At 63.0% G+C, this 24,175-nt stretch carries 28 protein-coding genes; 18 read left to right on the forward strand and 10 right to left on the reverse strand.

Going from position 1 to position 24,175, the window contains the following annotated elements:
* Positions 1 to 36: 36 nt before the first annotated feature.
* The 6 genes from AC1DZE_RS14805 to AC1DZE_RS14830 all read right to left on the reverse strand — a co-directional run bounded on the left by AC1DZE_RS14805 (position 37) and on the right by AC1DZE_RS14830 (position 5,081).
* Positions 37 to 753: a class II aldolase/adducin family protein gene (locus tag AC1DZE_RS14805; protein ID WP_477674365.1), complete on the reverse strand. Its 717-nt coding sequence runs from the start codon at positions 751 to 753 to the stop codon at positions 37 to 39.
* 157 nt (positions 754 to 910) lie between these two features.
* Complete coding sequence (locus AC1DZE_RS14810; protein WP_477674366.1) at positions 911 to 1,192, reverse strand: DUF427 domain-containing protein; 282 nt, start codon at positions 1,190 to 1,192, stop codon at positions 911 to 913.
* 306 nt (positions 1,193 to 1,498) lie between these two features.
* On the reverse strand, positions 1,499 to 2,161 hold the full coding sequence (locus AC1DZE_RS14815) for a glycine zipper 2TM domain-containing protein (RefSeq protein ID WP_477674707.1): 663 nt from the start codon (positions 2,159 to 2,161) through the stop codon (positions 1,499 to 1,501).
* A gap of 178 nt (positions 2,162 to 2,339) precedes the next feature.
* Positions 2,340 to 2,894, reverse strand: a complete 555-nt coding sequence (locus tag AC1DZE_RS14820; RefSeq protein WP_477700295.1) for a cupin domain-containing protein — start codon at positions 2,892 to 2,894, stop codon at positions 2,340 to 2,342.
* An 86-nt stretch (positions 2,895 to 2,980) separates the two neighbouring features.
* The gene (locus AC1DZE_RS14825; RefSeq protein WP_477671457.1) at positions 2,981 to 4,024 is read right to left on the reverse strand and encodes a methionine synthase; all 1,044 of its coding nucleotides are present in this window, start codon (positions 4,022 to 4,024) and stop codon (positions 2,981 to 2,983) included.
* Between the two features lie 58 nt (positions 4,025 to 4,082).
* A complete protein-coding gene (locus tag AC1DZE_RS14830) occupies positions 4,083 to 5,081 on the reverse strand; it encodes an LLM class flavin-dependent oxidoreductase (protein WP_477673846.1) in 999 nt (332 codons plus the stop codon).
* Between the two features lie 117 nt (positions 5,082 to 5,198).
* Between AC1DZE_RS14830 and AC1DZE_RS14835 the strand changes: the two genes are divergently transcribed.
* Positions 5,199 to 5,759 (forward strand): YaeQ family protein, encoded by a 561-nt coding sequence (locus AC1DZE_RS14835; RefSeq protein WP_477671455.1) that lies wholly within the window; start codon positions 5,199 to 5,201, stop codon positions 5,757 to 5,759.
* On the opposite strand, the gene AC1DZE_RS14840 is transcribed toward AC1DZE_RS14835, so the two are convergent.
* The 3 genes from AC1DZE_RS14840 to AC1DZE_RS14850 all read right to left on the reverse strand — a co-directional run bounded on the left by AC1DZE_RS14840 (position 5,756) and on the right by AC1DZE_RS14850 (position 9,789).
* Positions 5,756 to 6,697, reverse strand: a complete 942-nt coding sequence (locus AC1DZE_RS14840; protein ID WP_477700241.1) for an ion transporter — start codon at positions 6,695 to 6,697, stop codon at positions 5,756 to 5,758. The two genes, AC1DZE_RS14835 and AC1DZE_RS14840, sit on opposite strands and share 4 nt — an antisense overlap.
* Before the next feature lie 170 nt (positions 6,698 to 6,867).
* Positions 6,868 to 7,980, reverse strand: coding sequence for a mandelate racemase/muconate lactonizing enzyme family protein (locus AC1DZE_RS14845; protein WP_477700242.1), 1,113 nt, complete (start codon positions 7,978 to 7,980; stop codon positions 6,868 to 6,870).
* Positions 7,981 to 8,034: 54 nt separating this feature from the next.
* The gene (locus tag AC1DZE_RS14850) at positions 8,035 to 9,789 is read right to left on the reverse strand and encodes a long-chain fatty acid--CoA ligase (RefSeq protein WP_477673549.1); all 1,755 of its coding nucleotides are present in this window, start codon (positions 9,787 to 9,789) and stop codon (positions 8,035 to 8,037) included.
* A 262-nt stretch (positions 9,790 to 10,051) separates the two neighbouring features.
* Between AC1DZE_RS14850 and AC1DZE_RS14855 the strand changes: the two genes are divergently transcribed.
* The 9 genes from AC1DZE_RS14855 to AC1DZE_RS14895 all read left to right on the forward strand — a co-directional run bounded on the left by AC1DZE_RS14855 (position 10,052) and on the right by AC1DZE_RS14895 (position 17,469).
* Positions 10,052 to 11,005, forward strand: coding sequence for a Bug family tripartite tricarboxylate transporter substrate binding protein (locus AC1DZE_RS14855; protein ID WP_457279788.1), 954 nt, complete (start codon positions 10,052 to 10,054; stop codon positions 11,003 to 11,005).
* Positions 11,006 to 11,188: 183 nt separating this feature from the next.
* Complete coding sequence (locus AC1DZE_RS14860) at positions 11,189 to 11,974, forward strand: GntR family transcriptional regulator (RefSeq protein WP_457279226.1); 786 nt, start codon at positions 11,189 to 11,191, stop codon at positions 11,972 to 11,974.
* Entirely contained in the window at positions 11,971 to 12,759 is a 789-nt protein-coding gene (locus AC1DZE_RS14865; protein ID WP_457279227.1) for a transporter substrate-binding domain-containing protein, read from the forward strand. Before AC1DZE_RS14860 ends, AC1DZE_RS14865 begins: the two co-directional genes overlap by 4 nt.
* A 128-nt stretch (positions 12,760 to 12,887) precedes the next feature.
* Positions 12,888 to 13,550, forward strand: coding sequence for an amino acid ABC transporter permease (locus tag AC1DZE_RS14870; RefSeq protein ID WP_457279228.1), 663 nt, complete (start codon positions 12,888 to 12,890; stop codon positions 13,548 to 13,550).
* A gap of 129 nt (positions 13,551 to 13,679) precedes the next feature.
* Positions 13,680 to 14,360 (forward strand): amino acid ABC transporter permease, encoded by a 681-nt coding sequence (locus AC1DZE_RS14875; protein WP_477674180.1) that lies wholly within the window; start codon positions 13,680 to 13,682, stop codon positions 14,358 to 14,360.
* On the forward strand, positions 14,350 to 15,126 hold the full coding sequence (locus AC1DZE_RS14880; protein ID WP_477674179.1) for an amino acid ABC transporter ATP-binding protein: 777 nt from the start codon (positions 14,350 to 14,352) through the stop codon (positions 15,124 to 15,126). The genes AC1DZE_RS14875 and AC1DZE_RS14880 overlap by 11 nt, the downstream gene beginning before the upstream one ends.
* Positions 15,127 to 15,138: 12 nt before the next feature.
* A complete protein-coding gene (locus AC1DZE_RS14885; RefSeq protein ID WP_477674178.1) occupies positions 15,139 to 15,795 on the forward strand; it encodes a DUF1989 domain-containing protein in 657 nt (218 codons plus the stop codon).
* 209 nt (positions 15,796 to 16,004) lie between these two features.
* On the forward strand, positions 16,005 to 17,162 hold the full coding sequence (locus tag AC1DZE_RS14890) for an MFS transporter (RefSeq protein WP_477700296.1): 1,158 nt from the start codon (positions 16,005 to 16,007) through the stop codon (positions 17,160 to 17,162).
* Positions 17,163 to 17,190: 28 nt separating this feature from the next.
* Positions 17,191 to 17,469: a hypothetical protein gene (locus AC1DZE_RS14895; RefSeq protein ID WP_477671977.1), complete on the forward strand. Its 279-nt coding sequence runs from the start codon at positions 17,191 to 17,193 to the stop codon at positions 17,467 to 17,469.
* 33 nt (positions 17,470 to 17,502) lie between these two features.
* Here AC1DZE_RS14895 and AC1DZE_RS14900 read toward each other — a convergent pair whose 3' ends face one another.
* The gene (locus tag AC1DZE_RS14900; RefSeq protein ID WP_477671978.1) at positions 17,503 to 18,561 is read right to left on the reverse strand and encodes a DMT family transporter; all 1,059 of its coding nucleotides are present in this window, start codon (positions 18,559 to 18,561) and stop codon (positions 17,503 to 17,505) included.
* Positions 18,562 to 18,690: 129 nt separating this feature from the next.
* On the opposite strand from AC1DZE_RS14900, the gene AC1DZE_RS14905 reads away from it, so the two are divergent.
* From AC1DZE_RS14905 to AC1DZE_RS14940, 8 genes are all read left to right on the forward strand, one after another.
* Positions 18,691 to 19,128 (forward strand): hypothetical protein, encoded by a 438-nt coding sequence (locus AC1DZE_RS14905; protein ID WP_477671979.1) that lies wholly within the window; start codon positions 18,691 to 18,693, stop codon positions 19,126 to 19,128.
* Between the two features lie 113 nt (positions 19,129 to 19,241).
* On the forward strand, positions 19,242 to 19,577 hold the full coding sequence (locus AC1DZE_RS14910) for a hypothetical protein (RefSeq protein WP_477671980.1): 336 nt from the start codon (positions 19,242 to 19,244) through the stop codon (positions 19,575 to 19,577).
* An 8-nt stretch (positions 19,578 to 19,585) separates the two neighbouring features.
* Positions 19,586 to 20,755 carry a TolC family protein gene (locus AC1DZE_RS14915; protein WP_477700243.1) on the forward strand — a complete coding sequence of 390 codons (1,170 nt, stop codon included), beginning with the start codon at positions 19,586 to 19,588 and terminating at the stop codon, positions 20,753 to 20,755.
* 24 nt (positions 20,756 to 20,779) lie between these two features.
* Complete coding sequence (locus tag AC1DZE_RS14920) at positions 20,780 to 22,165, forward strand: multicopper oxidase family protein (protein ID WP_477671441.1); 1,386 nt, start codon at positions 20,780 to 20,782, stop codon at positions 22,163 to 22,165.
* A 21-nt stretch (positions 22,166 to 22,186) separates the two neighbouring features.
* Positions 22,187 to 22,774, forward strand: coding sequence for a Spy/CpxP family protein refolding chaperone (locus AC1DZE_RS14925; RefSeq protein ID WP_457279238.1), 588 nt, complete (start codon positions 22,187 to 22,189; stop codon positions 22,772 to 22,774).
* A 49-nt stretch (positions 22,775 to 22,823) separates the two neighbouring features.
* Positions 22,824 to 23,318 (forward strand): cupredoxin domain-containing protein, encoded by a 495-nt coding sequence (locus tag AC1DZE_RS14930; protein WP_477671440.1) that lies wholly within the window; start codon positions 22,824 to 22,826, stop codon positions 23,316 to 23,318.
* Positions 23,319 to 23,340: 22 nt separating this feature from the next.
* A complete protein-coding gene (locus AC1DZE_RS14935; RefSeq protein ID WP_477671439.1) occupies positions 23,341 to 23,823 on the forward strand; it encodes a DUF411 domain-containing protein in 483 nt (160 codons plus the stop codon).
* An 11-nt stretch (positions 23,824 to 23,834) separates the two neighbouring features.
* Positions 23,835 to 24,134 (forward strand): copper-binding protein, encoded by a 300-nt coding sequence (locus tag AC1DZE_RS14940; protein ID WP_477671982.1) that lies wholly within the window; start codon positions 23,835 to 23,837, stop codon positions 24,132 to 24,134.
* Positions 24,135 to 24,175: the final 41 nt, after the last annotated feature.

The following is a 24,175-nucleotide window of genomic DNA, read 5'->3' on the forward strand; positions in this document are numbered from 1 at the left end:
GAATCGCCTCTTTCCTCTTTCGTTTGTACGGGCTGTTTATTCAATAGCGCCGATACTGCGGCTCCACAATTCCCACGGCCGCATGACCTGGCCCTCATTCGTCGCCATGGCCAGGTCCGCTTCTTCGGGCGTCAGGAATTCGATAGGGCCCAGGGCCGATGCCGTGAGCTGCAGTCTGGCATTTTCTTCGGCATAGACCGCCCGGTAAACCGCGCGCTCCAGCGAAGGCGCCACTACGGTCGAACCGTGGCCGCGCATCAGCACGCAGGTGTGCTGGCCCAGTGCCCTGGCGAGGTCTTTGCCCAGGCCCATGTCGCGGATCAGCAGGTCGGTGTTGCCGTTGGACTCGCGAATTTCATACAGCGTCGAGCCGCTGCCCAAAAAACCGCTCATGTGGAAGATGGGGCGCAGGCGCTGGCCGGTCACGCCGAAAGGAATCACGCTAGGGGAATGGCTGTGCACCACCGCCATCACGTCAGGCCGCGCGCGATAGATTTCGCCGTGGATAAAGCGCTCCAGGTAAGAACGCAGCGTGGACTCACCCACCAGGTCCCCATTGAGGTCGTAGGTCAGGATGTCAGCTTTTTTGACCAGGCCGGGGGCGCGGTTGCAGGACAGCAGGAAATGTTCAGGTGACTTGTCGTGGCGCACGCTCACATGGCCGAAGCCGTCCACCACACCCTGGTCGTACAGGATGCGGTTGGCCATCACGAGTTTTTCGATCAGCGCTGGATCGGCCGCGGAAGGCGTCATGAAGTCTCCTTATTGGCAACGGCCCGGAAGGGTCATTTTTAATAAGCATACATATTACATGGCAAATTTTCCAGGCAAACGCTGAAGATTCAGGGTAAACCCGCCCTCTTCAGGCGTTCATCGGGCCTCCCGGCAGCAGCAGCCTCAGGCTGGTGCGTCAGGGCTCGATCTTCACGCCCTTCCAGAAGGCAATATGGCCCTTGATGTTGTCGGCTTCGGGCTTGGGATTGGGGTAATACCAGGCGGCATCGGTGTTCATTTCACCGTTGACCAGCAACGAGTAGTAGCTGGCCTGGCCTTTCCAAGAACACATGGTGTGGTGGTTGCTGAAGGTCACGTAGTCGCGGTTGAGCGCGCTTTCAGGGAAATAGTGGTTGCCTTCCACCACCACGGTGTCGTCGCTTTGCGCAATCACTGCGCCGTTCCAGATGGCTTTCATGGGTCTTTCTTTCTGCTCAAGCTGATGTTGAGGCGGGATGTGGAAATCGATCGATTGATCGGGAATTCGGAAGATGCAGGGCTCCATGCTAACCCTCCGCACAGGTCTTGGCCGACCCAGGGATTTATGAAGCCGCCCGACAAGAATGACGGCCAAAAAAAAAGCGCCGGTGACAAACACCAGCGCTTTTTATTGAGGCCCCTTCTTAAGGCCAGCATGAGCCGCAGGGCCGGCTTTGCCGGACTGCCAGCGGGCGGCCCCCTCGGGGGGCAGCGCATTACACGAAGTGAAAAGCGTGGGGGCCCATCAAGCAAGACGGAGATTCTTGCCTTCAACAATCACCTTCGAACCCACTGCCACGGCGCTGGAAAGCTCCATGTTGCGCACGGTGCCATCGTCCATACGCACGCGCACTTCGTACACGGTGACCTTCTTCATGTTTTTCTCGATCTGGTTGCCGGCAAATGCGCCGCCGGCAACACCCAGCACGGTCATGGCGGTTTTGCCATTGCCGCCACCCATCTGGTTACCGACAAGGCCGCCGACAACGCCGCCGGCCACCGTGCCAAGTCCGATGGTGGTGTTACCCACATCCACGCCATTCACTTTGCCCTGGCGTTGAACAGGGGTCACAGCTTCGACGGTGCCGCAGCTTGCGCAGACATTGGCGCGCGGCGCGGCTTGCGCGACCACGACCGGGCTGGTGTGCGGCTTGGCGGGCTGCGTGTGTTTGGACGTGTCCGCCGCCAGCTTGGAAGTTTGCGCAGGTTCATTGGCGGCAGCCGATCCACCCGGCTGCGCGTCGGACCGGTTGACGACCAGCGCGGCGGCCAGCGCCATGACGGTCACGCCGAGCACGGCAACGATGGCGACAAGCGCCTTGCTGTGCTGCAGGCGTTGCGAGAAGCCCGGCTGCGAGGCAGGCTGGGGTTGAACGGCGGGTTGATTAACTTGGTTGTTGGTGTCCATGATGGAACTCCTGTGTGTGAGCCCCGGTTGTAACAACACCGACGGATACATCCTGTAGGACGAAGTGACATTCGTAAGGAAAGCTTTCCGCGTTCAGGTGAAAGTGTGCGCTTTTGCGCACTTCAGCACGTGTTCACACCGCCCTCATACAGCCTTCACCCAGGCTTTACACGTATTTTTAGACGCCCCCATGAGGATGGGTCGGGTCCACCCACAGCACCGTGTCTGGCTTCTCCACAGGATCGATATCGAGGTTGATGGCAACCGCTTCGCCATCACTGCGGCACAGAACGCACTCCAGCACCTCGGTCGGGCTGGCGTTGATTTCCTGGTGCGGCACATAAGGCGGCACATAGATGAAGTCGCCCGGACCCGCCTCGGCGGTGAATTCAAGACGCTCGCCCCAACGCACGCGAGCCTTGCCCCGGATGACATAGATCACACTTTCCAGATGACCATGATGATGGGCGCCGGTCTTGGCGTCGGCGTGGATGGTCACCGTGCCGGCCCAGAGCTTTTGGGCACCGACGCGGGCGAAGTTGATGGCGGCGCGCCTGTCCATGCCGGGTGTTTGTGCGGTATTGCCATCAAGCTGATTGCCGGCGATCACGCGCACGCCGTCGTGCTTCCATGGCGGGTCGGCTTCTCCCTGCGCGTGAGGATGCGCGTGTCCAGGACCGTGAGAATGATCGTGGTCGTGAGGATGATGCGGAAGCGTGGGGTCATTGCTCATGCTGCCAGCGTACACCAGCGCCGTGCATTCAGTCCAGCACAACGGCCTCCCGCACTGCGCAGCAATGCCGCGCGCGCTGAGCAACCTTACTTGTAGCGTTCCCGCGCCAGCGCCGCACCTGCACCCAGCGCCTGCAACTTCTTCAGGGCCACTTCGCGGTCCATGGGCGCCAGGCCGCAATTGGTGCAGGGAATCAATCGGTTTCTGGGCACATATTTGAGCGCCTTGCCGATGGTGTCGGCCACCTGCTCGGGCGTTTCAATCTCCTCGCTGGCGACGTCGATCACGCCGACCATCACGTCCTTGCCCTCAAGCAGCGCCATCAGGTGCGGCGGCACGTGGGAGTGGTAGCACTCCAGGCTGACCTGGCGGATGGTGCTTTTGGCCAGCGCCGGAAACACGGTTTCGTACTGCCGCCATTCCTCGCCCAGGGTTTCCTTCCAGTCGGTGTTGGCCTTGATGCCGTAGCCGTAGCAAATGTGCACGGCGGTCGTGCAGGTCAGGTCCTGCGCCGCGCGCTCAAGCGCCCTCACGCCCCAGTCGGCGGCTTCCTTCATGTAGACATTGAACGCGGGTTCGTCGAACTGGATGATGTCGACGCCGTCGGCCTGCAGCGCCAGCGCTTCCTGGTTCAGCAGCTCAGCAAACGCCATCGCCATCTTGACCTTGTCGCCGTAGAACTGGTCGGCCACGGTGTCGACAATCGTCATCGGGCCCGGCAAGGTGAATTTTATTTTTTTGGTGGTGTGCGCGCGCAACAGCCGTGCTTCAGCAGCATGCACCCGGCCCTTGAGCTTGAGCTGCGACACCACCTGCGGCACCATCGCGTCATAGCGGTTGTCGCGTATGCCCATCTTGACCTTGTGCTCGAAGTCGATGCCGTCAACCTGCTCCAGAAAACCGTGCACAAAGTGCTGGCGCGACTGCTCGCCGTCACCAATCACGTCCAGGCCCGCGTCTTCCTGCACCTTGATCCACAGCAGCGTGGCGTCGGCCTTGGCCTGCCTGAGTTCTTCGCCTTCACTTTTCCACTGAGGCCAGAGTTTTTGGGTTTCCGACAGCCAGCCAGGTTTGGGCAGGCTGCCGGCGATGGCGGCGCTAAAGAGCGGAGTGGCAGGAGGCGTTTGCATGGGGTGGTCCTTGTCTCGATATTTGTTCAGTGTTTTTTGTGGGTAGCCGGTTTCAAACTCAGAAAAACTCCCGCGCCAGCAGTTCATAGGAGCGCCTGCGGGCAACGGGGTCGTGTGTCCAGGTGATCACGACCAGCTCGTCAACCCCCAGTGTATGAGCCAACGCCCTTAATTTGGCAGCAACTTGCGGGCCGCTGCCGACCAACGCATTGGCCCTGAGCCTGTCGGCCTCGGCCTGCTCGACTGGCGTATACGGCCGCAGCGCCACTTCTTCGGGCGAAGGCAGGGCCGCCAGCGCGCCGCGGTTGCGGTCTATCTTCCAGCGCTCGCGACCCGAGAAGTGATGCCAGGCCTCGGCCTCCGTGTCGGCCGCCAGCGCCCAGACGCAGAGCACCGCCTGCGGCGTCGGGTGGCGCGGGCTGGGCCGGTAGGTGGACCGATACAGGTCCAATGCCTGCTCCGCGCCCTGCCCGTCGGTGATGAAGTAAGCAAACGCATACGGTAGTCCATAGTGCGCGGCCAGCTGCGCGCCGTAGTCAGAACTGCCCAGCATCCACATCTCCGGCGTGGTCGGCCCCATGGGGTTGGCCGTCACGCCGCGGCCCGGATGGCCTTCGGGCAGGTCAACGCCAGCCAGCCAGGCCTGCAGCTCACGCACCTGGATGGGAAAGTTCTCGGCCGACTGACGCGGGTCGCTGCTCAGCAAACGCGCCGTACGCATGTCCGAGCCCGGCGCGCGGCCCACTCCCAGGTCGATGCGGCCCGGCGCGATGGCTTCGAGTACCCGAAACTGCTCTGCCACCTTGAGCGCCGCATAGTGCGGCAGCATGACACCGGCGCTGCCCACGCGGATGCGGCTGGTGGTGGCCGCGATGGCTGCCATCAAGACTTCGGGGGCCGAGCCGACGATGCTGGGGTGGCTGTGATGCTCGCTGACCCAAAAGCGTTTGTAGCCCAGCGCTTCGCAGTGGCGGGCCAGTTGCAGGGTTTCGCGGATGGAGGCGTCTTCCGTGCGGCCGGTGACGGCGACGGACTGGTCTAGGACTGAAAGACTGATCATCGGGGAAACTATAGCCAGACCCGTTAAATCCCGCTCGGGCGGGGTTACCCTTCTGCGCTCTGTTCCAATAGAGGGTTCGTTCCCGTCCAGACCAGAGATAAAGAAGTAAATCCTATGGCACTCAAAGCCACTATCTACAAAGCCCAGCTAGCCCTGTCCGACATGGACCGCAGCATCTACGCCGACCACAGCGTGACCATTGCGCGCCACCCGTCGGAGGCCGACGAACGCATGATGATCCGCCTGCTGGCCTTCGCGCTCAACGTGCCGGCCGACGACAAAAAGGGCAACCTTGAATTTGCCAAGGACTTGTGGGACGTGGATGAAGCCGCGCTCTGGCACAAGGACTACACCGAGCAGATCCTGCACTGGATTGACGTCGGCCAGCCCGACGACAAGCGCCTGATGAAGGCCGCCGGGCGGGCCGAAAAGGTCAGCGTCTACAGCTTTGCCAGCAGTACACCGGTCTGGTGGAAGAACATTGAAACCAAGCTCACCCGCGCCGCCAACCTGGTGGTCTGGCAGATCGACGCGGCAGAAAGCCAGGCCTTGGCCAAATTGGCTGAGCGCAGCATGCAGCTGCAGGTGACGGTGCAGGACGGCACGGTGTGGATGAGTACAGCGCTCGGGTCGATAGAGATCACGCCGCGCCGGTTGACGGCCGGCGCGTCTTAAACACCAGGACGCCGAGAGGATGCATCCTTCGCGTCCCCGGAATCCTTGTGCTGGTCTTGATGCTGATAAAGCGGCAGCGCTGCCCCGCAATGAAAGCAGAAGTCTGCCTCGGGCAGGTGGCCTTCGGTCAGGCATTCATGGCAGGTGCGCGTGGTCGGCAAGGCCAGATGCTGCAGCCGCCGCTCCGCCGCCATTTCGGCCGTGACGATGCCGGTGGGCACCGCAAGAATGCCCCAGCCCAGCAACATCATGAATGACGAGATCAGCCGGCCCAGGTCTGTCTTGGGCGTGATGTCGCCAAAGCCTACCGTGGTGACCGTGCTGATGGCCCAGTAGACCGAGGTCGGGATGCTGGTAAAGCCGTTGGACGGCCCTTCGACCACGTACATCACGGTACCCATCACCAGCACCATCATGACCACGGCTGACAGGAACACCAGAATCTTGCGGCCGCTCGCTGCCAGCGCCCGGCCCAGCGACTGGTATTCAGCCACGTAGGCAGCCAGCTTGAAGATACGGAACACACGCAGCAGCCGCAGCACGCGCACATCGATGAGCGCATGGAGTTCCGGAAAGAACAGCGCCAGGTAAGTTGGCAACACGGCGACCAGATCGATGATGCCGAAAAAACTTGTCGCGTACTGCAGCGGCTTGCGCACACACACCAGGCGCGCGATGTATTCGGCGGTGAAGAGTAGCGTGAAGATCCATTCGACCACCGCGAACGCCCGGCCGTGCGAAGCATGGATCGACTGCACGCTGTCGGCCATCACCACGGCGATACTGACCAGGATAAGGGCGATCAGTGTCTTGTCAAAAAGCCGTCCGGCACGGGTGTCGGCCTCAAAGATGATGGTGTACAGGCGCAGCCGCCAGCCATCGAGCGGCTTGTCATCCAGGTCAGGCGAAGGAGGAAGAGGCGGAGCGGGTTTGGCCATGCAGGAAAAGCGCAGCAAGCGCCGCGTGTTCGTTGGTTTGACAGAGCAGCACGATACCTGACCTGGAAAGCCGGCACAGCCGTGCAGGATTTTGCTACTATTTTTATAGCTGCTTGCGCTCGTCCATTATGGCTTTCAGCCACTTTTTACTAAAAATCATCCGAACGACATCAGGATGCCGGCTGGTGGTATCTGGCCCAGGCTGCTTCCGTGGGCGTGGTGCTGGCGCCCGGCTGCTGCGGCAGGCTGAAGTGGCCGTCCACCACCTGGGCCGGCTCCAGGAAGCAGTCCTTGATCCAGGGGATGTATTCAAGCACCGTGCAGGCCGGGTGGGCATGATTGAGGTGCACATGCACCTGACTCATGTCGCCCGCGTGCGGCGCCACCGGCAACCGGAAAGAATGCGCCGTGTCGCAGACGCGCAGCACTTCGGTGATGCCGCCCATGCGCGTCACATCGGGCTGCACCCAATGAATCGCTTCCTGGTGGAAGAATTCGGCAAACGCGTCGTGCGTGTAGAGCTGTTCGCCCAGCGCCACGGGGATGCTGGTGCTGCGCGCCAGTTGCGCATGGCCTTTCACGTCGTCGTACCAAAGCGGCTCTTCGATCCAGTACAAATCAAATGCCTCTGCCGCGCGGCAAAAGCGCTGGCAGGTGGGCAAGTCCCATTTGCCGTTGCCGTCGGTTGCCATGGTGATGGCGGGGCCGATGGCGCGGCGCACGGCCTCCAGCCGTTTCAGGTCGCGGTCGACGCTGGAGCCAATCTTGACCTTGATGCCGGTAAAGCCTTCGTCCACCGCGCGCTTCGCACCGGCCACCAGCTGGTCGTCGGGAATGCTGAGCCAGCCGATGTCGGTGTTGTAAGCGCGTACTTTCTCGCGCACCTGGCCGCCCAGCAGCTTCCACAGCGGCACGCCCGCAGCCTTGGCCTTCAAGTCCCACAGCGCGATGTCGATGGCGGCCTGAGACAGCGTGATGATGCCGGCGCGCCCCACCCACTGCAGGGCCGGGTTGCGCGCCAGCTTGAGCCATAAACGCTGGATGTCTGCCGCGTCTTCACCGATCAGAAGCGGCGCATGGCAGGTCTCGATGCAGCGCGTGATCAGCTGGTCGCTCGGCAAATGGGCATGGGTGCCGGTGAAGCCGTACCCGGTGAGCCCGTTGTCTGTGTCTATCTGCACCCCGACCACGCCCCAGTGCGAAATGGTATGGGTGCTGTCGGCAATCTGCGAGCCCGTAACGGGCACATGCAGGATAAACGGCTTGACCGATGTGATTTTCAATTTTGTCTCCGGGTGGCACTCAGAAGGCTCAGAACCCTCATCGTGCCAGAGTCTTCACCGTGCGCCCTGCTCCGCTTCCTGCAACGCGCGCCACATCACTTTGCCCGAGCCGCTCTTGGGCAGTGCATCGACAAACTGCACCACACGCGGATATTTGTACGCCGCCATGTTCTCCTTGCACCAGTTGATGATGTCGTCTTCCGTCGTCTGGCCTTTGGCCGCGGCGCGCAACACCACCACAGCCTTGACCGTCTCGCCGCGGTAGGCATCCTTGGTGCTGATGATGCAGGCCTCCTGGATGGCCGGGTGCTTGAACATCAGCGCCTCGACCTCGGCCGGCCACACCTTGAAGCCCGAGGCATTGATCATGCGCTTGAGCCGGTCGGTGATGAAGAAATATCCCTGCTCGTCCATGCGCCCCAGATCGCCCGAGCGAAAGAAACGTTTGCCATCGAGCTCAATAAAAGCTTCGGCCGTCGCGTCCGGACGCTTCCAGTAGCCCTGGAATATCTGCGGCCCGCTCATGATGATTTCGCCCTGCTCGCCCTGTGGCACTTCCTTGAGCGTGACCGGATCAATGATGCGCGAGTCGCAGCTCATGAAGGGAACACCCAGGCATTGCTGTTTGGTGGCGTCATAGGGGTTGCTGTGCGAGGGCGCCGCGGTTTCCGTCAGGCCGTAGCCTTCGGCAAAGCGCAGGCCGTATTGTTCCCACAGGCGCTGGGCCACCGCCTGCGGCATGGCCGCCCCGCCGCCGCCGATGTAGACCAGGCTGCGAAGGTCGAAGCTGGCGAAGTTGGGACTACCCAGCAGGTCGATCACCATGGTGGGGATATTCGTCCAGTGCGTCACCCCCCATCGCGAGATCAGGCGCCCGGCCAGCTCGCGGTCCCATCGCGGCATGATAACCAGCGTCGCACTGCCGTAAATGGAAGCGTGCATGACCGACACCATGCCTGTGATGTGAAACATCGGCACCACAGACAGCGTGACGTTTTCAAACGTGCTGCCGCCCCACAAACAGCTGGCCACCGCGTTGTGCATGATGCTGGCGTGCGTGTGCATGCAACCCTTGGGCAGGCCGGTGGTGCCGCTGGTGTAGGGCAGCACGGCCAGGTCCTGCGGTGTGGCGGTGTGTGGGGGCAGCTCGGTGGTTTCTCCGGCCGTCATCGCATCAGCCCAGCTCATCACCGTGCCGCCATCCAGTGCGGGCAGCGAGTGGCGCGTGCCCAGCCAGTCGCGCCAGGCGTCGGGCATCGCTGCATCGTCGCCGCCGGATTGCTCCATGTCAAAAGCATCGCTGTAATGCGTGACCACCAGGTGCATGAGCCGGTCGGTGGGTGCCAACTGTGCATTGGCCCTGGCCAGCTCGGGCGCCAGGTCGGCTGTGGTGATGGCAATCCTGGCGTCGGGATCGATGATGTAGTGCTTGAGTTCTTCGGCCCGGTTCATCGGGTTGACCGGCACCACCACGGCGTTGGCCCGCAGGATCGCAAAGTGCGCGATCACCCACTGCGGGCAGTTCTGCATGTTGAGCACCACGCGGTCGCCCTTGCGCACGCCCATGCGGTAAAGCGTGGCTGCCAGGCGCTCCGCCTGACGCATCACTTCGGCATAACTAAGCGCGCGGTTGAAGAAAACCAGCGCGGGCTTGTCCGGAAAGCGCAACGCGCTGACCGCCAGGTTGTGCCAGAGCGAAGTCGCCGGCGGCGTGATGCTGTGCGGCAGGCGCTTGGGCCAGACCTGGTGGTGCAGGTTGTGCGGAGTTGCTGCGGGGACGGCCTGGCCGGTGTTGGAATCAAGGGTCAAGAAAAAGGCTCCAGACAAGTACTGACTTGGGACCCAAGCCTACCCCGAGTCCACACTGCCCACATCCGGGAAGCTCCTGATAAAACACTGTCACTTGAGCGACCCGCGCTCACTATGATGGATTGCACCCCGTGCGAGAGCACATGCTTCCCCCTTTCACGAAGGAAGTCCTTCCGGCCTCACCGTTTACACGCGGAAATAAAAGTAGAAACATCCAGGAGACACCATGACCCGATTTCTCGCCCTTCGACGCAAAACCCTGATGTCGGCTTGCGCGCTGGCCTTCACAGCGCTGGCCTCTGGCGCAGCGTTCGCGGCTTTTCCCGAAAAACCCATCCGCGTGGTGATCGGTTTTCCGGCCGGCGGGCCGCTGGACCAGCATGCACGCCTCTTGACCGAGCGCCTGCAGGCCGTGCTGGGTCAGCCCATCGTGATCGACTACAAATCCGGCGCCGGCGGCACCGTGGGCGCACAAGACGTCATGAAGGCCGCGCCCGACGGCTACACCCTGATGCTGGCCAACACCGGCGTGATGGTGATCAACCCCGCGCTCTACAGCAAGCTGCCCTACAACACGCTGAAAGACTTCACCCCGATTGCGCGCACCGCCATGCAACCGCTGGCGCTGCTGGTCAACCCCAAGCTGCCGGTCAACAACCTCAAGGAATTCATCGCCTACACCAAGGCCAGGCCCGGCCAGGTCAACTACGGATCGGCCGGCAACGGCGGCATCAGCCATCTGGTGCCCGAGATGTTCAAGAATGCCACCGGGCTCTTCATGGTGCACATCCCCTACCGCGGCAGCGCCCCCGCTTTTACCGACCTGATGGCAGGCCAGGTGCAGTTCATGGGCGAATCGATTCCGCAGGCAGCCAACTATCACAAGCAGGGCAAGGTTCGTGCGCTGGCCGTGACCAGCAAGGAGCGCAACCCCGCCCTGCCCGACATCCCGACCGTCATTGAATCGGGCATCACGGGGTTTGAGGTGGTGGGCTTTTACGGCTTCCTCGCACCCGCCGGCCTGCCCAAGGACGTGACCGCCAAACTCAGCGATGCCTTCAGGCAAGTCATGGCCAGCCCGGACATCCGCAACCGCATGGTCACGCAAGGGGCCGACCCTGCCTTCATGGGCAGTGACGAATTCGCCCAGTTCCTGGCCACTGAAATGCCGCGCTGGGCCCAGGCGGTCAAGGCTTCCGGTGCAAAGCTGGACTAACCAGCTCCCCGCGCGGCAAACCGCGGGCATCTGCCGCGGGCCGCGTCACTCCCCGTTCTGGTGCGGGCAGCCCCAAAAACCCGCAAACCGGGCCTTTTGGCACGCCAGATAGGTGCACATAGCTTGTATACCAGTTGATTGAACCAGTTTGGCGGCTGGCACGGGATATGCACTGTCTGGTGCATGGCCACCGCCTCCGACATTTCCAACCGCATCATTGAAGCCGTGATGGCGCAAAAGCTTGCGCCCGGCGCGCGCCTGGGCGAGCAGCAGCTGGCCATGTTGTTTGACTGCAGCCGCACCATCGTGCGTGAGGCCCTGACCCGGCTGGCGGTGCGCGGCATCGTTACCGTCAGCAGCCGGCGTGGCTGGTACGTCATCGAGCCTTCGCAGGAAGAGGCGCGCGAAGCCTTCGAGGCGCGCCGCGTGATCGAGATGGGCCTGATCCGCTGTACCGGTGACGTCAGCAAGGCTGCCATCAAGCAGCTCAAAAGCCACCTCACCCGCGAGAAAGCCGCCGTCAAGGGCGACGACGTGGGCCTGCGCAGTTTTTTGCTGGGCGACTTTCATGTGTGCCTGGCCGAATGCCTGGGCAACAGCCTGTTGGCCGATACCCTGCGCGACTTCACCGCGCGCACCACACTCATTGCCATGCTCTACCAGTCGTCGCACGACGCGGCGCAATCCTGCGAAGAGCATGTGCAGATCGTGCAGGCGCTTGAAAAGGGCGACCTGGCCAAGGCTGAAAAGCTCATGCAAGCCCATATCGGCAGCGTGCAGGCCGCGCTCAAGCTGCAGGTCGGCGCCGGCGACCCGCTGTCGCATCTGCGCAGTGCATTAAGTCCACTGGATGCGCAGAGCCCCAGCAACAAGGCGGCGTCCTCGCCGCCCTCCCGTGTTCGCAAGCCCGGCCGTGCTTCGGCCAAACCCACTGACGATTCCTCAACTTACCTTGGAGCCCTGCTATGAATCCCAGCAAACGCGTTTTTTCTCTTGCCCTTGCCGCAGCCGCCGTGCTGGGCGCCACCGGCGTCCATGCACAGACTGCGCTGGACGACATCATGAAAGCCAAAGAGATCAAGATCGCCATCCCGACCGACTTCCCGCCCTACGGCATGGTTGGCACTGACCTGAAACCCCAGGGCCTGGACGTGGAAATGGCCGGCTACATCGCGCAAAAACTCGGTGTGAAAATCGAGCTCGTGCCCGTCACCAGCGCCAACCGCATCGCTTATCTGCAAACCAAAAAGGCCGACCTGGTCATCTCCACACTGGGCAAAAACCCCGACCGCGAAAAAGTCATCGACTTCACGGTGGCCTACTCGCCCTTCTTCCAGGCGGTGTTCGGCCCCAAGAGCGTCAGCGTCAAGTCGTTTGCCGATCTTTCCGGCAAGAGCATCAGCGTCACGCGCGCCGCCCTGGAAGACCAGGAGCTGAGCAAGGTTGCACCCGCCGGCGCGGACATCAAGCGCTTTGAAGACAACAACACCACCGTGTCGGCCTACACCGCAGGCCAGGTGCAACTGATCGCCACCGGCGCGTCAGTGGCCGGCAACATGATGGCCAAGAACCCGCAACTGAACACCGAGTACAAACTGCTGCTCGCCGACAGCCCCAACTTCATCGGCGTGGCCAAAGGTGAAGACAAGCTGCGCCTGAAGGTCAATGAAGTCATTGCCGAAGCCAAGAAAAATGGCGACCTGGACAAGATCGCGATGAAATGGCTGGGTCGCCCTGCCGGCAATCTTCCCTGACCCCCGTTGCGGTTCGCTGCGCGTAACCGCCTCCCCCTTGCAGGGGGCGCCGCTTGTGGCCCGGCTAAGCCGGTTCCACTGCGGCTACTGGTAGGGAAGGCAATCGTCGTTCAACAGGAGAGCACCAGATGCGCGTTGAGTTGGATTTCATGGCCGTGTTGTCGCAATGGCCGCTGCTGGCCATTGGGGTTGCCTGGACGCTGGGCCTGACGGCGATCTCGTCGGTGCTGGGCATGTTCATGGGGATGGCGTTTGCCTGGGCGCGTGCCAGCGGGCCCACGTGGCTGCGCTGGGTGGTGGGTACGTATGTGGAATTGATCCGCAACACGCCCTTCATCGTTCAGCTGTTCTTCATCTTCTTCGGCCTGCCGGCTGCGGGCTTCAGGCTGTCGCCTGAGACGGCCTCGGTGCTGGCGATGGTGATCAACCTGTCTGCCTACGCCACCGAGATCATTCGCGCGGGCGTTGAAGCCACGCCACGCGGACAAATTGAAGCCGCCGAAAGCCTGGCACTCAACCGCGTGCAGATTTATACCCGTGTGGTGCTGCCGCCGGCACTCAAGAAGGTCTGGCCCGCCATGGTGAGCCAGATCATCATCGTGATGCTGGGCTCCGCAGTGTGCGGGCAAATCTCGACGCAGGAACTCTCTTACGCCGCCAACCTGATCCAGGGCCGCAACTTCCGGGCGTTTGAGGCCTTCATCATCGCCACACTGATCTATTTGGTGCTCTCCGTTGCGGTGCGCAAGCTCCTCAACTGGATGGGTCCGAAGTTCCTTTTTGGTCGCTGACTATGCCCCCACGTTCGCTCACTTCGTGTAGCTCTCTGCCCCCCGAGGGGGCGCTGCGCCTGCGGCCCGGCAAAGCCGGTTCCGCGGCCCCTGCTGGCGTCAAGAATCCAGCGCTCAAAAGGAATCGCCGTGATTGAATTCTCAGTCTGGGACATCTTCCGCAACCTGCTGCTCGCGGCGCGCTGGACCGTTGTACTTTCACTCGTCGCCTTCATAGGGGGCGGCATCGTCGGTATGTTGCTGCTGGTGGGCCGGCTGTCAGCCACCCGCGCAGTGCCGGGCGCGCAGAAGGCGGCCCTCTTCACGCGCCGCGCACTGGACGGCTATGTGCTGCTGTTCCAGGGAACGCCTTTGCTGATGCAGCTTTTTTTGGCCTACTTCGGCCTGGCGCTCTTCGGCATCAACGTGCCGGCCTGGGTGGCGGCTGCGGTAGCACTCACGCTCTACACCAGTGCTTACCTCGCCGAAATCTGGCGCGGCTGCGTCGACGCTATTCCCAAGGGCCAGTGGGAAGCCGCGCAAAGCCTGGCGCTCAACTTCGGCGAGCAACTCAAGTACATCGTGCTGCCGCAAGCTGTGCGCATTGCCGTGCCGCCCACCGTGGGCTTTCTGGTGCAGGTCATCAAGGGCACGGCGCTGGCCTCGGTGATTGGTTTTATCGAACTGACCAAGGCCGGCACCATGATCACCAACGCCACCTTCAAACCCTTTGTGGTGTACAGCTGCGTCGCGCTGATGTACTTCGCGCTGTGTTTCCCCGTGTCCCTGTATGCCCGCAAGCTTGAGAGGAAAGCCAGAAATGGACGCTAACGTCGCATCATCCCCCGCAACAACTTCGTCCGACAGGACTCTTGTCGAGATCAATCAACTTCGCAAAAGCTTCGGAGCCAACGAGGTTTTGAAGGGCATTGATCTGGAAGTCAAGGCCGGCGAAGTGATCGCCATCATCGGCAAAAGCGGCTCGGGAAAAAGCACGCTGCTGCGCTGCATCAACGGGTTGGAAGTCTTTCAGAGCGGCACGCTGCGCGTGGACGGCAAGCACCTGTTGCACGACAGTCCGCAGGTCATGCGCGAGCTGCGCCAGCATGTCGGCATGATCTTCCAGAGCTTTAACCTCTTCCCGCACCTGACCGTTGGCAAAAACATCATGCTGGCACCGACGCTGGTCAAGAAGACGGCCGGTGCCCCCGCAGAAAAACACGCGCGTGCGCTGCTGCAACGCGTGGGCCTGGCCGAAAAATTCGAGTCCTGGCCCGACCAGCTTTCAGGCGGGCAGCAACAGCGCGTGGCGATCGCGCGCGCACTGGCCATGCAGCCTTCGGTGCTGCTGTGCGACGAGATCACCTCGGCGCTGGACCCTGAACTCGTCGGTGAAGTGCTGCAGGTCGTGGAAAGCCTCGCCGCCGAAGGCATGACGCTGCTGATGGTGACGCACGAGATGAACTTCGCCCGCAAGGTCTGCGACCGAGTGGTCTTCATGCACCAGGGCCGCGTGCATGAGATCGGGCCGCCCGACGAAGTGTTTTCGAATCCGCAAACCGCCGAGCTGAAGCAGTTCCTCGGGATGATCCAGTAACCTGGGGAATCCATGACGCCCGGCGCCCTGCACATCCCTGCCGGCCACGGCAAGGCGCTGCGCCTGCAGGCCGGGCAAGCCGTGAAGGTCATCAACACCCACGGCACGCAGGTGGTCGATTGCTGGGCGTTCAATGCCTACGACCTGAACGAATTCATGTGCATGGAAACCACCCGCGTGTGGAACCAGCACCTGAATCCTGTCGTCGGCGACTCTTTCGTCACTAACCAGCGCCACCCCATCCTCACCGTGGTGGAAGACAGCACGCCCGGCGTACACGACACCTTCATGGCCGCCTGCGACCGCCGCCGCTATGAACTGTTGGGTGTCAAGGGCTACCACCGCAACTGCTGCGACAACATGTTTGAAGGCATGTTCGAGCTTGGCCTGACGCCGCCACGCGCCATCCTCGCTTCGTTCAACATCTTCATGAACATCCGGGTGCAGCCCGACGGCATCACACTCAAAACCCTGCCCACCGTGACGAAGGCCGGTGACTCAATCACGCTGCGCGCCGAGATGGACTGCTTTGTCGCGTTTTCCGCCTGCCCGCAGGACATCGTGAAAATCCAGGGTGCGGGCGACAACGCGCCGCAGCCGGTAGACCTGGAAGTGCTGCAAAGCACATCAACCCTGCCCGCCAGCGGGCCCTGGATCCCGCAAACCTGACGGGGCCGCGCCAGGCCGCCTTTCCCCCGCTCCGGCAGGGTTGGGTGAGTTCCCGCACAATAGCGGGGACGTCTTTTTTTCGCTCTCAATTTGATAGCTGCTTGCGCTGACTCCGGTTGGACTGAAGGCCAATTTGTTGCCCAACCGCTCGCCCACAACCATGCCTACGCCCTGATCTGCCCACCGGATTCCTGCTGCCCATGACTGCCATGCCGCCCATTCTCTATTTCTTCGCCCTGTGCAACCTCGTGATCGGCAGCGGGGCTTTTGTGCTCGGCGGCATCCTGCAGCCCATGAGTGCCTCGCTGGGCATCAGTGTGGCGGCCGCCGGCCAGGCCATGACGGCATACGCCATTGCCACCGCGGTGCTGGCGCCCCTGCTCATCATCCTTACCGCCAGGTGGCCACGCAAGCGCGCCGTCCAGCTGGCACTCAGCCTGTTTACCGCCGGTTGCCTGGTTTGCGCCGTCGCGCCCAACTTTCCCCTGCTGCTGCTGGGCCGCGTACTGATGGGAGCAGGTGCCATGTTCACCGCCGCAGCATCGGCGCTGGCGGTCAGCATGGTGGTGCCATCGCTGCGCGGCAGGGCGCTGTCCATCACCTTCCTGGGCATGAGCATCAGCTACGCCGTGGGCTTGCCGATCGGCGCCTGGCTGGGCTTTGAGTTTGGCTGGCGCGTGCCGGTCTGGCTGTCGGCCGGGGCCAGCCTGGCGGCGCTGATCGCGGCGAGCTGGCTGATCCCGGCCGACATGGCCAGCGCAGGCACCAGCTTTGCGGGTTTCCGCGCCGCAGCGCGCCAGCCCGCGGTGCTGCGCGTATGGGGCCGAACGCTGCTGTATTTCATCGCCATCTTCAGTGTTTTTGCCTATGTCGGCCCGGTACTGCAGGCGCTCAACCCCATGAGTTCAGCGCAGCTTTCCGCCACGCTGGCCGTCTTCGGCCTGGCGGGTGTTGCGGGCACGTTGATGGGCGGCTGGGCCACCGACCGCTTTGGCGCACTGCGCAGCATGCGCGTGCAACTGGCTGTACTGGTGGCGATGATGTGCCTGCTGCCGCTGACACGCGGCCATGTGCCGGCCACCATGGCCGTGCTGGTTCTGTGGGGCATTGCAGGTTTCGGGCTGATGGCACCGCAGCAAAGCCGGCTGGCCACCTTGTCGCCCGCACAGGCACCGCTGCTGCTCAGCCTCAATGGCTCCATGCTGTACGTGGGCACGGCGCTGGGCGCTGTGGTCAGCGGTGCGGTGCTCGATCAGGTGGGTTTTGCGCAGCTGGGCTGGGTCGGCGTGCCTTTTGGTTTGCTGGCCATGCTGACGCTGGTGTTCGACCGCATGCCGGCCCGGGTGCAGGTGTCCGCCGCCGTCTGAACGTCCCTTCAAGCGCCACAGCCAGACCATGACACCCCAACAGCAACTCGAAGCACTGCAAGCTGCGCTGCAGCAACTGCGCAGTGATGGCATTCGCGTGGGCGCCTTTGCACAACTGGCCGCGCAGCAGCAAGGCCTTGCAGCTGCCTTGCCGGTCCGCTTCAATGATGTGCTGTCGCAATTGCTCAACCGGCTGGAGTCCGCCGCACTGTTCACCGAAGAAAGCTGCTCGTTCAGCCAGAAGGAATTGCTGGACAGCCTGCAGCTCTGGATCGACAAGGCGCAGCTGCAACTTCAGAAATCCTGAGACCTGTTTGCGGTCTAAACGAGGCCGTCTTCTTCAGCCACCGGAATGCCCGTGGCGGTGATGGGCGTCAGGGTAGTGCGCATGGCTGTGGGCCAGGGGCTCATGGCGGTGGCGATGTGAATGCATTCCTGGAACCGCCTGCGCATGCTCATGCGGGTGATGCGCGTCATGCGCATGTAGGTGTTCATGTTCCAGCGCTTCGTGCCGATGCATGTGCGCATGATGCTCGGTCAGGTGCAGCCAGATGCCGATGGCCATCAGCAAGGCGGCACCCACCAGTTGCCAGGTGACGGGCTCGGCAAGAAACACCACGGAAAACAATGCGCCCACAAAAGGCGCCGTCGAAAAGTAGGCACCGGCCCTTGATGCCCCAAGGTGCCGCAAGGCCACCACAAAAAGCGCCAGGCTCACGCCGTAGGCCAGCAGGCCGACCGCCATCGCGGCGGAGATTTGTACCGCACCCGGCAACGCCGCGCCTGCCAAAAAGGCCAGCAGCAGATTGGTGACACCGGCCACCAGCCCTTTCACGCAGGCAATCCATGACGCATCCACCAGCGACACCTTGCGCGTGAAGTTGTTGTCCAGCGCCCAAAAAAAACACGCCAAAGTCACGGCCAGCGCGGGCCACAGCGCGCTGAATGTTGACCCCGCCGTGGCCGCTGCCTGCTGCGGCCAGCTCAGCAGCACGGCACCCGCCACGATAGCGGCCATGCCCGCCGCAATACGGCGGTCAAAATTTTCCTTGAACACCATCCAGGCAAGCACGGCGGTCAATACCGCCTCGGCATTGAGCAGCAGTGCCGCATGGCTGGAAGGCATGGCTGACAGGCCGTACATCAGCAGTACCGGCGCCAGGCCGCCGCCACATAGCACGGCCGCGGCCAGCCAGCGACCCTCGCCGGGGTTCAGGCGTGGCCGGGCAGCACCGCGCAGCCGGCGATAGATCGCCAGCCCCAGACCGGAGCCCAGATACAAAAGCCCGGCGAGTATCCAGGGGTTGACCTGGCCGAGCAGTGACTTGGCCAGCGGCGTGCCCGCGCCGAACAGGAAAGCCGAAGCCAGCGCGGCTGCGACGCCGGGTTTCAAAAGCACGGAATGAAGTTTCAAAGGACGAATCTACTTGTCATGAGTGATCTTGACAGTTTCCACTGCCGGCCTTGCGATGGCAAGTTTGATGGGTTTGCGCGGGAACTTTTTAGACGCATCGCCTATCATTCACCCATGCGCCACCTGCTCCTCGCCCTGATGATCGCCCTGCTGCCCTTGCGCGGCTGGGTAGGCGATGCAATGGCGACGCAAATGGCGGCGGCCCATGTGCAACACGGGCAGCTTGCTTCCGCGGAACACTCCGCTACCAAAACGATAGCTGCTTCCGCTCACCATATGGGGGCCGAGGGCCATTCAGGCCACGAAGAGACGTCGCCCGAAGCAACCATGGCCATGCACGACTGCGCCGGGCAAACCTCGGGGAACACCCCCCAGTCGAGCGATACCGGCTGTGAATCCTGCGCGGCATGCCAGGCCTGCCATACGGTCGCGCTGTCGCTTGCTGCGCCGGACCACAGCCCCGTTTTCCAAGGGCGCAGCCTGCTGCGTCCAGCGTCAGACCAGTTCGCCAGCGCCGACGCCGCGCTGGGCCAAAAACCACCCATTTCCTGATCTCCAGGCCCGTACTGGGCCTGTACTTGCCGTCCGGCAGGGCCTTTCAGGCTCTTGACGCCGGATACCCGCGATTTTCCGCAAATCGCCCCGCTTGTATCCAGGAGATTCTTGTGACCATTCGTTTCATTTCCCGCCCGCGCACAGTGCTGGCCCTCGCGCTGTTTTTCATCGGTTATGCCGGGGCCCATGCACAGACAGATCCCTACCCCCGGGTGAACCCCCGACCCACCGAACAAGCTGCCAGCCCGGGCACGCTGGTGCCATCCACCCCGTACCAGTCCCTATTTGTGAACCGTCCGCAAGGCGTGGAGCCGGCCAGCGATGACTGGAAAAAATCCAACACCACTGCGGGCCAATTCAAAAAGGGGCATGCCGACCTGCTGAAATGGGAAGAGGCCCAGGCACCACGAACCGAACTTGCGGCGCCCGCCGCCTCGAAACCATGAAGCCCGGCATGACCTCCGCTGCCGGCCACCGCCACACCGCTCCACGTCTGGGTTCATTGGCGCTGCTCATGCTGGCCCTCGCGGGCTGCACAACGGCAGTGCCCGACGGCGGCGTGACTGGCCTGCAGGCGCTGGCCGCCCCGCAACCGGGCGGCTCGGGCACTTCGCCCCCCGTGCTCATTGCGCGGCCGGGCAAAGACAACAGCGCCGCCGTTGCGGACCTGCTGAAAGGCCCGCTCAGCGCGGAAAGCGCGGTGCGCATTGCACTGCTCAATAACCCCGGCCTGCAACTGTCCCTGGCCGGCGAAGGCGTCAACATCACGGATGCCGTGTCTGCCAGCCCGGCCAAACTCAAGGCCGCGCAAGACATCACCCTGCTGTCAAGCGATACCCGCAAAGCCTGGATCAACGCGGTGGCTGCCGCGCAGACAGCGCGCTTTATGGACGAGGCCAGGGAGAACGCGGAGACCGGCGGCGAGCTGGCGCGCCGCATGGCACGCGCAGGCAACTGGAGCAAGCTGCAGCAGGCCCGCGAACAACTGCTGCTGGCCGAGGCCACGGCGCAATTGGCGCGCGCCCGGCAGGCCGCTTTCAGCGAGCGCGAAAAACTCGTGGTGGTGATGGGCCTGTGGGGCACGCAAGCCGGCTTCACATTGCCCGAGCGGCTGCCCGACCTGCCCCCGAAAGCGGAAGACATGCCGGACATCGAAAGCCGCGTGCTGCAGCAGCGGCTGGACCTGCGCCTGGCGACGGCGCAATGGGCAGGGCAACGCGCCATCCGGCCCCAACCCGGTGCCGACGGCCTGTGGGACACCCTGGGTGATTCGGCACGTGTGCGCGAACTGGCGGTCAGGGCGCGCAGCGAAGCACGCGAGGCTTACCACAGCTACCGCACGGCCTACGACCTGGCACGCCACTACCAGACGGAGGTGATGCCGCTTTACCGCTTCATCCAGGATGAAACGGTGCTGCGCTACAACGGCATGCTCACCAGCGTCTTTGACCTGCTGGCCGGCGCCCGCGCGCAGACCCTGGCCGCTGCCGGCACCATCGAGGCGCAACGCGACTTCTGGCTTGCCGAAGCCGACCTTCAGACGGTGCTTGCCGGCGCATCGCCCGGCACGGCCTCGTCCAGGCCTTCCGGCAAAACCGGCGCCGCCACAGCCGCAGCGCACTGAGCGCCCCCCAACACAAGGAATCCCATGAATCGACGAAATTTCTTTAACCGCGCGGCGCTGACAGCGGCAGCTGCCGCGTCCGTCAGCAAGGTGGCGATGGCCGCGCTGCCGGAACCCGTGACGATGAACAAGCCCGATACCGCGCCGCCGCTGGCGCCGCCGAACGGCCGGCCCTACAACCCGGTCGTCACCCTGAATGGATGGACGCTGCCCTGGCGCATGAACAACGGCGTGAAAGAATTCCACCTGGTGGCGGAGCCGGTGGTGCGCGAAATGGCCCCGGGCTTCAAGGCCCACATGTGGGGCTACAACGGCCAGAGCCCGGGCCCCACGATTGAGGTCGTCGAGGGCGACCGCGTTCGTATATTCGTCACCAACAAACTGCCCGAGCACACCAGCGTCCACTGGCATGGCCAGCGCCTGCCCAATGGCATGGACGGCGTGGCCGGGCTGAACCAGCCGGCGATCCCGGTGGGCAAGACGTTTGTGTATGAGTTCGCGGCGCGGCGCCCCGGCACATTCATGTACCACCCGCATGCCGACGAAATGACGCAGATGGCCATGGGCATGATGGGTTTCTGGGTCACACACCCCAGGGAAAAACATCCGCTCATCGACGTCGTCGACCGCGACTTCGTGTTCCTGCTCAACGCCTACGACATCGAACCCGGCAGCATGACGCCGAAGATCATGACCATGCTGGACTTCAACCTGTGGAGCTGGAACAGCCGCATCTTCCCCGGCATTGACCCGCTGGTGGTGCGCAGGAACGACAGGGTGCGCATACGTGTGGGCAACCTCACCATGACCAACCACCCGATGCACCTGCACGGGCACGAGTTCACGGTGACCGGCACCGACGGCGGCCCCACGCCGCGGCCGGCCCGCTGGCCGGAAGTGACGACGGATGTTGCCGTGGGCCAGATGCGCCAGTTTGAATTTCTGGCGGACGAGGAAGGCGACTGGGCTTTTCATTGCCACAAAAGCCACCACACCATGAACGCCATGGGTCACGACGTGCCCACCATGATTGGCGTGGACCACCGCGGTCTCGTCAGGAAAATCCAGAAGGCTGTGCCCGACTACATGGTGATGGGCGAACGCGGCATGGCCGATATGGGGGAGATGGAGATGCCGATCCCCGACAACACCGCGCCCATGATGACGGGCAAGGGCCCCTACGGCGGCGTGGAAATGGGCGGCATGTTCAGCGTGCTCAAGGTGCGCGGGGACCAGAAGCCCGGCGAATACAAGGACCCGGGCTGGTACCGGCAGCCGGCCGGCACGCAGGCTTATGAGTGGAAGGGCGCCCTGCCCGACCCGGCCCGCCCCCAGCCTGGCAATCCGGCCGCACCTGCGGGCGGCACTGAAATCAATATCCGCAAACCCCAGGGCCATACCGGCCACTGACCCAGAACCTTGAGGAACACCATGAAAACCCAAAACGCTCTTAAATTGATAGCTGCTTGCGCTTTACTGTCGGGCGCTACAGCCCTGTTTGCCCAACATGGCCAGACGAGGGGTGAAAACCCCGCAGCAAGTCCCTACGCGGGCCAGCAAGCGCGCGGCATCAAAGCCCTGTCGGCGGCACAAACCGCTGACCTTCTGGCCGGCAAAGGCATGGAACAAGCCAAAGCGGCCGAATTGAACGGTTACCCGGGGCCCATGCACGTGCTGGAACTGGCCGGCCCGCTGGCGCTGAGCGCCGCGCAAAAGCAGGCCAGCGAAGCACTGATGAACCAGCACAAGGCCGAGGCCCGCGCGCTGGGCGCCAGGCTGGTGGAGGCCGAGCGTGACCTGGACAGCGCCTTTGCCGGCAGGCAGGTGAACGCGGCACAGGTTGATGCCCTGACCCGGCAGATTGGCCTGCTTCAAGCCCAGTTGCGTGCCTCGCACTTGCATACGCACTTGCAACAGGCAGGTTTATTGACACCGCAGCAGATAAACCTTTACGCGGATTTGCGCGGCTACAGCGATGCGCCGGGCACAGCGGCCGGGCATCCCGGGCACCAACATTGATTTGACTTTGAACTTTTGACTCTTTAACTTCATCCACAAGGACCACACCATGAACCCACTTACCGCCATTCTTGCCGCCGCCGTTGTTGCAGCTTCGGCCGCGCCGGCTTTCGCCCACGGCGATGCTGTCCACAGCCCCAGTGCTGCCCCGGCCCCGAAAGAGCAAAAGCCCTGGGGCATTGCGGGCGATGCCAGCGCAGCCACACGAACCGTCACGCTGTCCATGGACGACAACATGCGGTTCACACCCGACAAGCTCTCGTTCAAGCAAGGCGAAACCGTGCGTTTTGAAATCCGCAATCGCGGCAAACTTTTGCATGAACTGGTGATCGGGACCCAAAAGAATCTCGACGAACACGCGGCGATGATGGTGAAGTTTCCGGGCATGGAGCACGACGAGCCCTACATGGCGCACGTGCCGGCGGGCAAGTCGGGCGGGTTGGTCTGGACCTTCAACCGCGCCGGCGAATTCGACTTCGCCTGCCTGATCGCCGGCCACTACCAGGCAGGCATGGTGGGCAAGATCACTGTTGCGGCCCGCTGATCCGTTCACACAAGGAGCACACATGATGCAAAGACGACAACTCATCCAGGTGACGGCCGCGATTGCAAGCGCCTCAGCCCTCACCCCGGCACTGTGGGCCCAGACCCAAGTACCCGTCGAAGTCTGGAAAGACCCTGACTGCGGTTGCTGCAAGGACTGGGTGGCGCACCTGCAGGCCAACGGGTTCCAGGTTCGCATTCACGACAGCGGCAACACGGCGGCGCGGACCCGGCTCGGCATCCCGGAAAAGCTCGGCTCCTGCCACACGGCGGAAGTCAGCCTGGCCGGCAAGCGCTACGCACTGGAAGGCCATGTGCCGGCCCGTGAGATCTACCGCCTGCTCAAAGAGAGCCCGCAGGCCGTAGGCCTGGCCGTTCCCGGCATGCCGGTGGGCTCGCCCGGCATGGATGCGCCGCTTTATGGCGGACGCAAAGACCCGTATGACGTACTGCTGGTTCACCGCGATGGCAGTACCCGCATTTACCAAAGCTATCACCGCACCTGAAAGGATTCCCCATGAAACGTTTTAACCGCATAGGGGCTGCCCTCTTTGCCGTACTGGCCACGTCGCTTGCCCTGGCGCAGGCGGCCTTGCCGCCGACCGAAGGCGAAGTCCGCAAAGTCGACAAGGAGGCCGGCAAGATCACCCTCAAGCACGGTGAGATCAAGAACCTGGACATGCCCGGCATGACCATGGTGTTCCAGGTCAAGGACCCTGCGATGCTGGAAGCGGTCAAGGCCGGGGACCAGGTCAGTTTCACCGTAGACAAGATCAACGGGGCCTATACCGTGCTTTCCATCGAACCCCGCAAGTAAGCGCCCACCGGCACGATCGCCAATCCGCTCTCATTTTGATA

The sequence above is a fragment of the Polaromonas sp. P1_F1 genome, from assembly GCF_056405795.1.

Excerpts from the sequence above, each read along its gene's own strand:
- AC1DZE_RS14915 (WP_477700243.1), top strand. The coding sequence starts at position 19,586 with ATGACCTCCGCTGCCGGCCACCGCCACACCGCTCCACGTCTGGGTTCA.
- AC1DZE_RS14855 (WP_457279788.1), top strand. The coding sequence starts at position 10,052 with ATGTCGGCTTGCGCGCTGGCCTTCACAGCGCTGGCCTCTGGCGCAGCG.
- AC1DZE_RS14805 (WP_477674365.1), bottom strand. The coding sequence starts at position 753 with ATGACGCCTTCCGCGGCCGATCCAGCGCTGATCGAAAAACTCGTGATG.
- AC1DZE_RS14940 (WP_477671982.1), top strand. The coding sequence starts at position 23,835 with ATGAAACGTTTTAACCGCATAGGGGCTGCCCTCTTTGCCGTACTGGCC.
- AC1DZE_RS14905 (WP_477671979.1), top strand. The coding sequence starts at position 18,691 with ATGCGCCACCTGCTCCTCGCCCTGATGATCGCCCTGCTGCCCTTGCGC.
- AC1DZE_RS14835 (WP_477671455.1), top strand. The coding sequence starts at position 5,199 with ATGGCACTCAAAGCCACTATCTACAAAGCCCAGCTAGCCCTGTCCGAC.
- AC1DZE_RS14810 (WP_477674366.1), bottom strand. The coding sequence starts at position 1,192 with ATGAAAGCCATCTGGAACGGCGCAGTGATTGCGCAAAGCGACGACACC.
- AC1DZE_RS14920 (WP_477671441.1), top strand. The coding sequence starts at position 20,780 with ATGAATCGACGAAATTTCTTTAACCGCGCGGCGCTGACAGCGGCAGCT.
- AC1DZE_RS14860 (WP_457279226.1), top strand. The coding sequence starts at position 11,189 with ATGGCCACCGCCTCCGACATTTCCAACCGCATCATTGAAGCCGTGATG.
- AC1DZE_RS14895 (WP_477671977.1), top strand. The coding sequence starts at position 17,191 with ATGACACCCCAACAGCAACTCGAAGCACTGCAAGCTGCGCTGCAGCAA.
- AC1DZE_RS14825 (WP_477671457.1), bottom strand. The coding sequence starts at position 4,024 with ATGCAAACGCCTCCTGCCACTCCGCTCTTTAGCGCCGCCATCGCCGGC.
- AC1DZE_RS14930 (WP_477671440.1), top strand. The coding sequence starts at position 22,824 with ATGAACCCACTTACCGCCATTCTTGCCGCCGCCGTTGTTGCAGCTTCG.
- AC1DZE_RS14890 (WP_477700296.1), top strand. The coding sequence starts at position 16,005 with ATGCCGCCCATTCTCTATTTCTTCGCCCTGTGCAACCTCGTGATCGGC.
- AC1DZE_RS14820 (WP_477700295.1), bottom strand. The coding sequence starts at position 2,894 with ATGAGCAATGACCCCACGCTTCCGCATCATCCTCACGACCACGATCAT.
- AC1DZE_RS14935 (WP_477671439.1), top strand. The coding sequence starts at position 23,341 with ATGATGCAAAGACGACAACTCATCCAGGTGACGGCCGCGATTGCAAGC.
- AC1DZE_RS14925 (WP_457279238.1), top strand. The coding sequence starts at position 22,187 with ATGAAAACCCAAAACGCTCTTAAATTGATAGCTGCTTGCGCTTTACTG.
- AC1DZE_RS14865 (WP_457279227.1), top strand. The coding sequence starts at position 11,971 with ATGAATCCCAGCAAACGCGTTTTTTCTCTTGCCCTTGCCGCAGCCGCC.
- AC1DZE_RS14885 (WP_477674178.1), top strand. The coding sequence starts at position 15,139 with ATGACGCCCGGCGCCCTGCACATCCCTGCCGGCCACGGCAAGGCGCTG.
- AC1DZE_RS14815 (WP_477674707.1), bottom strand. The coding sequence starts at position 2,161 with ATGGACACCAACAACCAAGTTAATCAACCCGCCGTTCAACCCCAGCCT.
- AC1DZE_RS14870 (WP_457279228.1), top strand. The coding sequence starts at position 12,888 with ATGCGCGTTGAGTTGGATTTCATGGCCGTGTTGTCGCAATGGCCGCTG.
- AC1DZE_RS14880 (WP_477674179.1), top strand. The coding sequence starts at position 14,350 with ATGGACGCTAACGTCGCATCATCCCCCGCAACAACTTCGTCCGACAGG.
- AC1DZE_RS14840 (WP_477700241.1), bottom strand. The coding sequence starts at position 6,697 with ATGGCCAAACCCGCTCCGCCTCTTCCTCCTTCGCCTGACCTGGATGAC.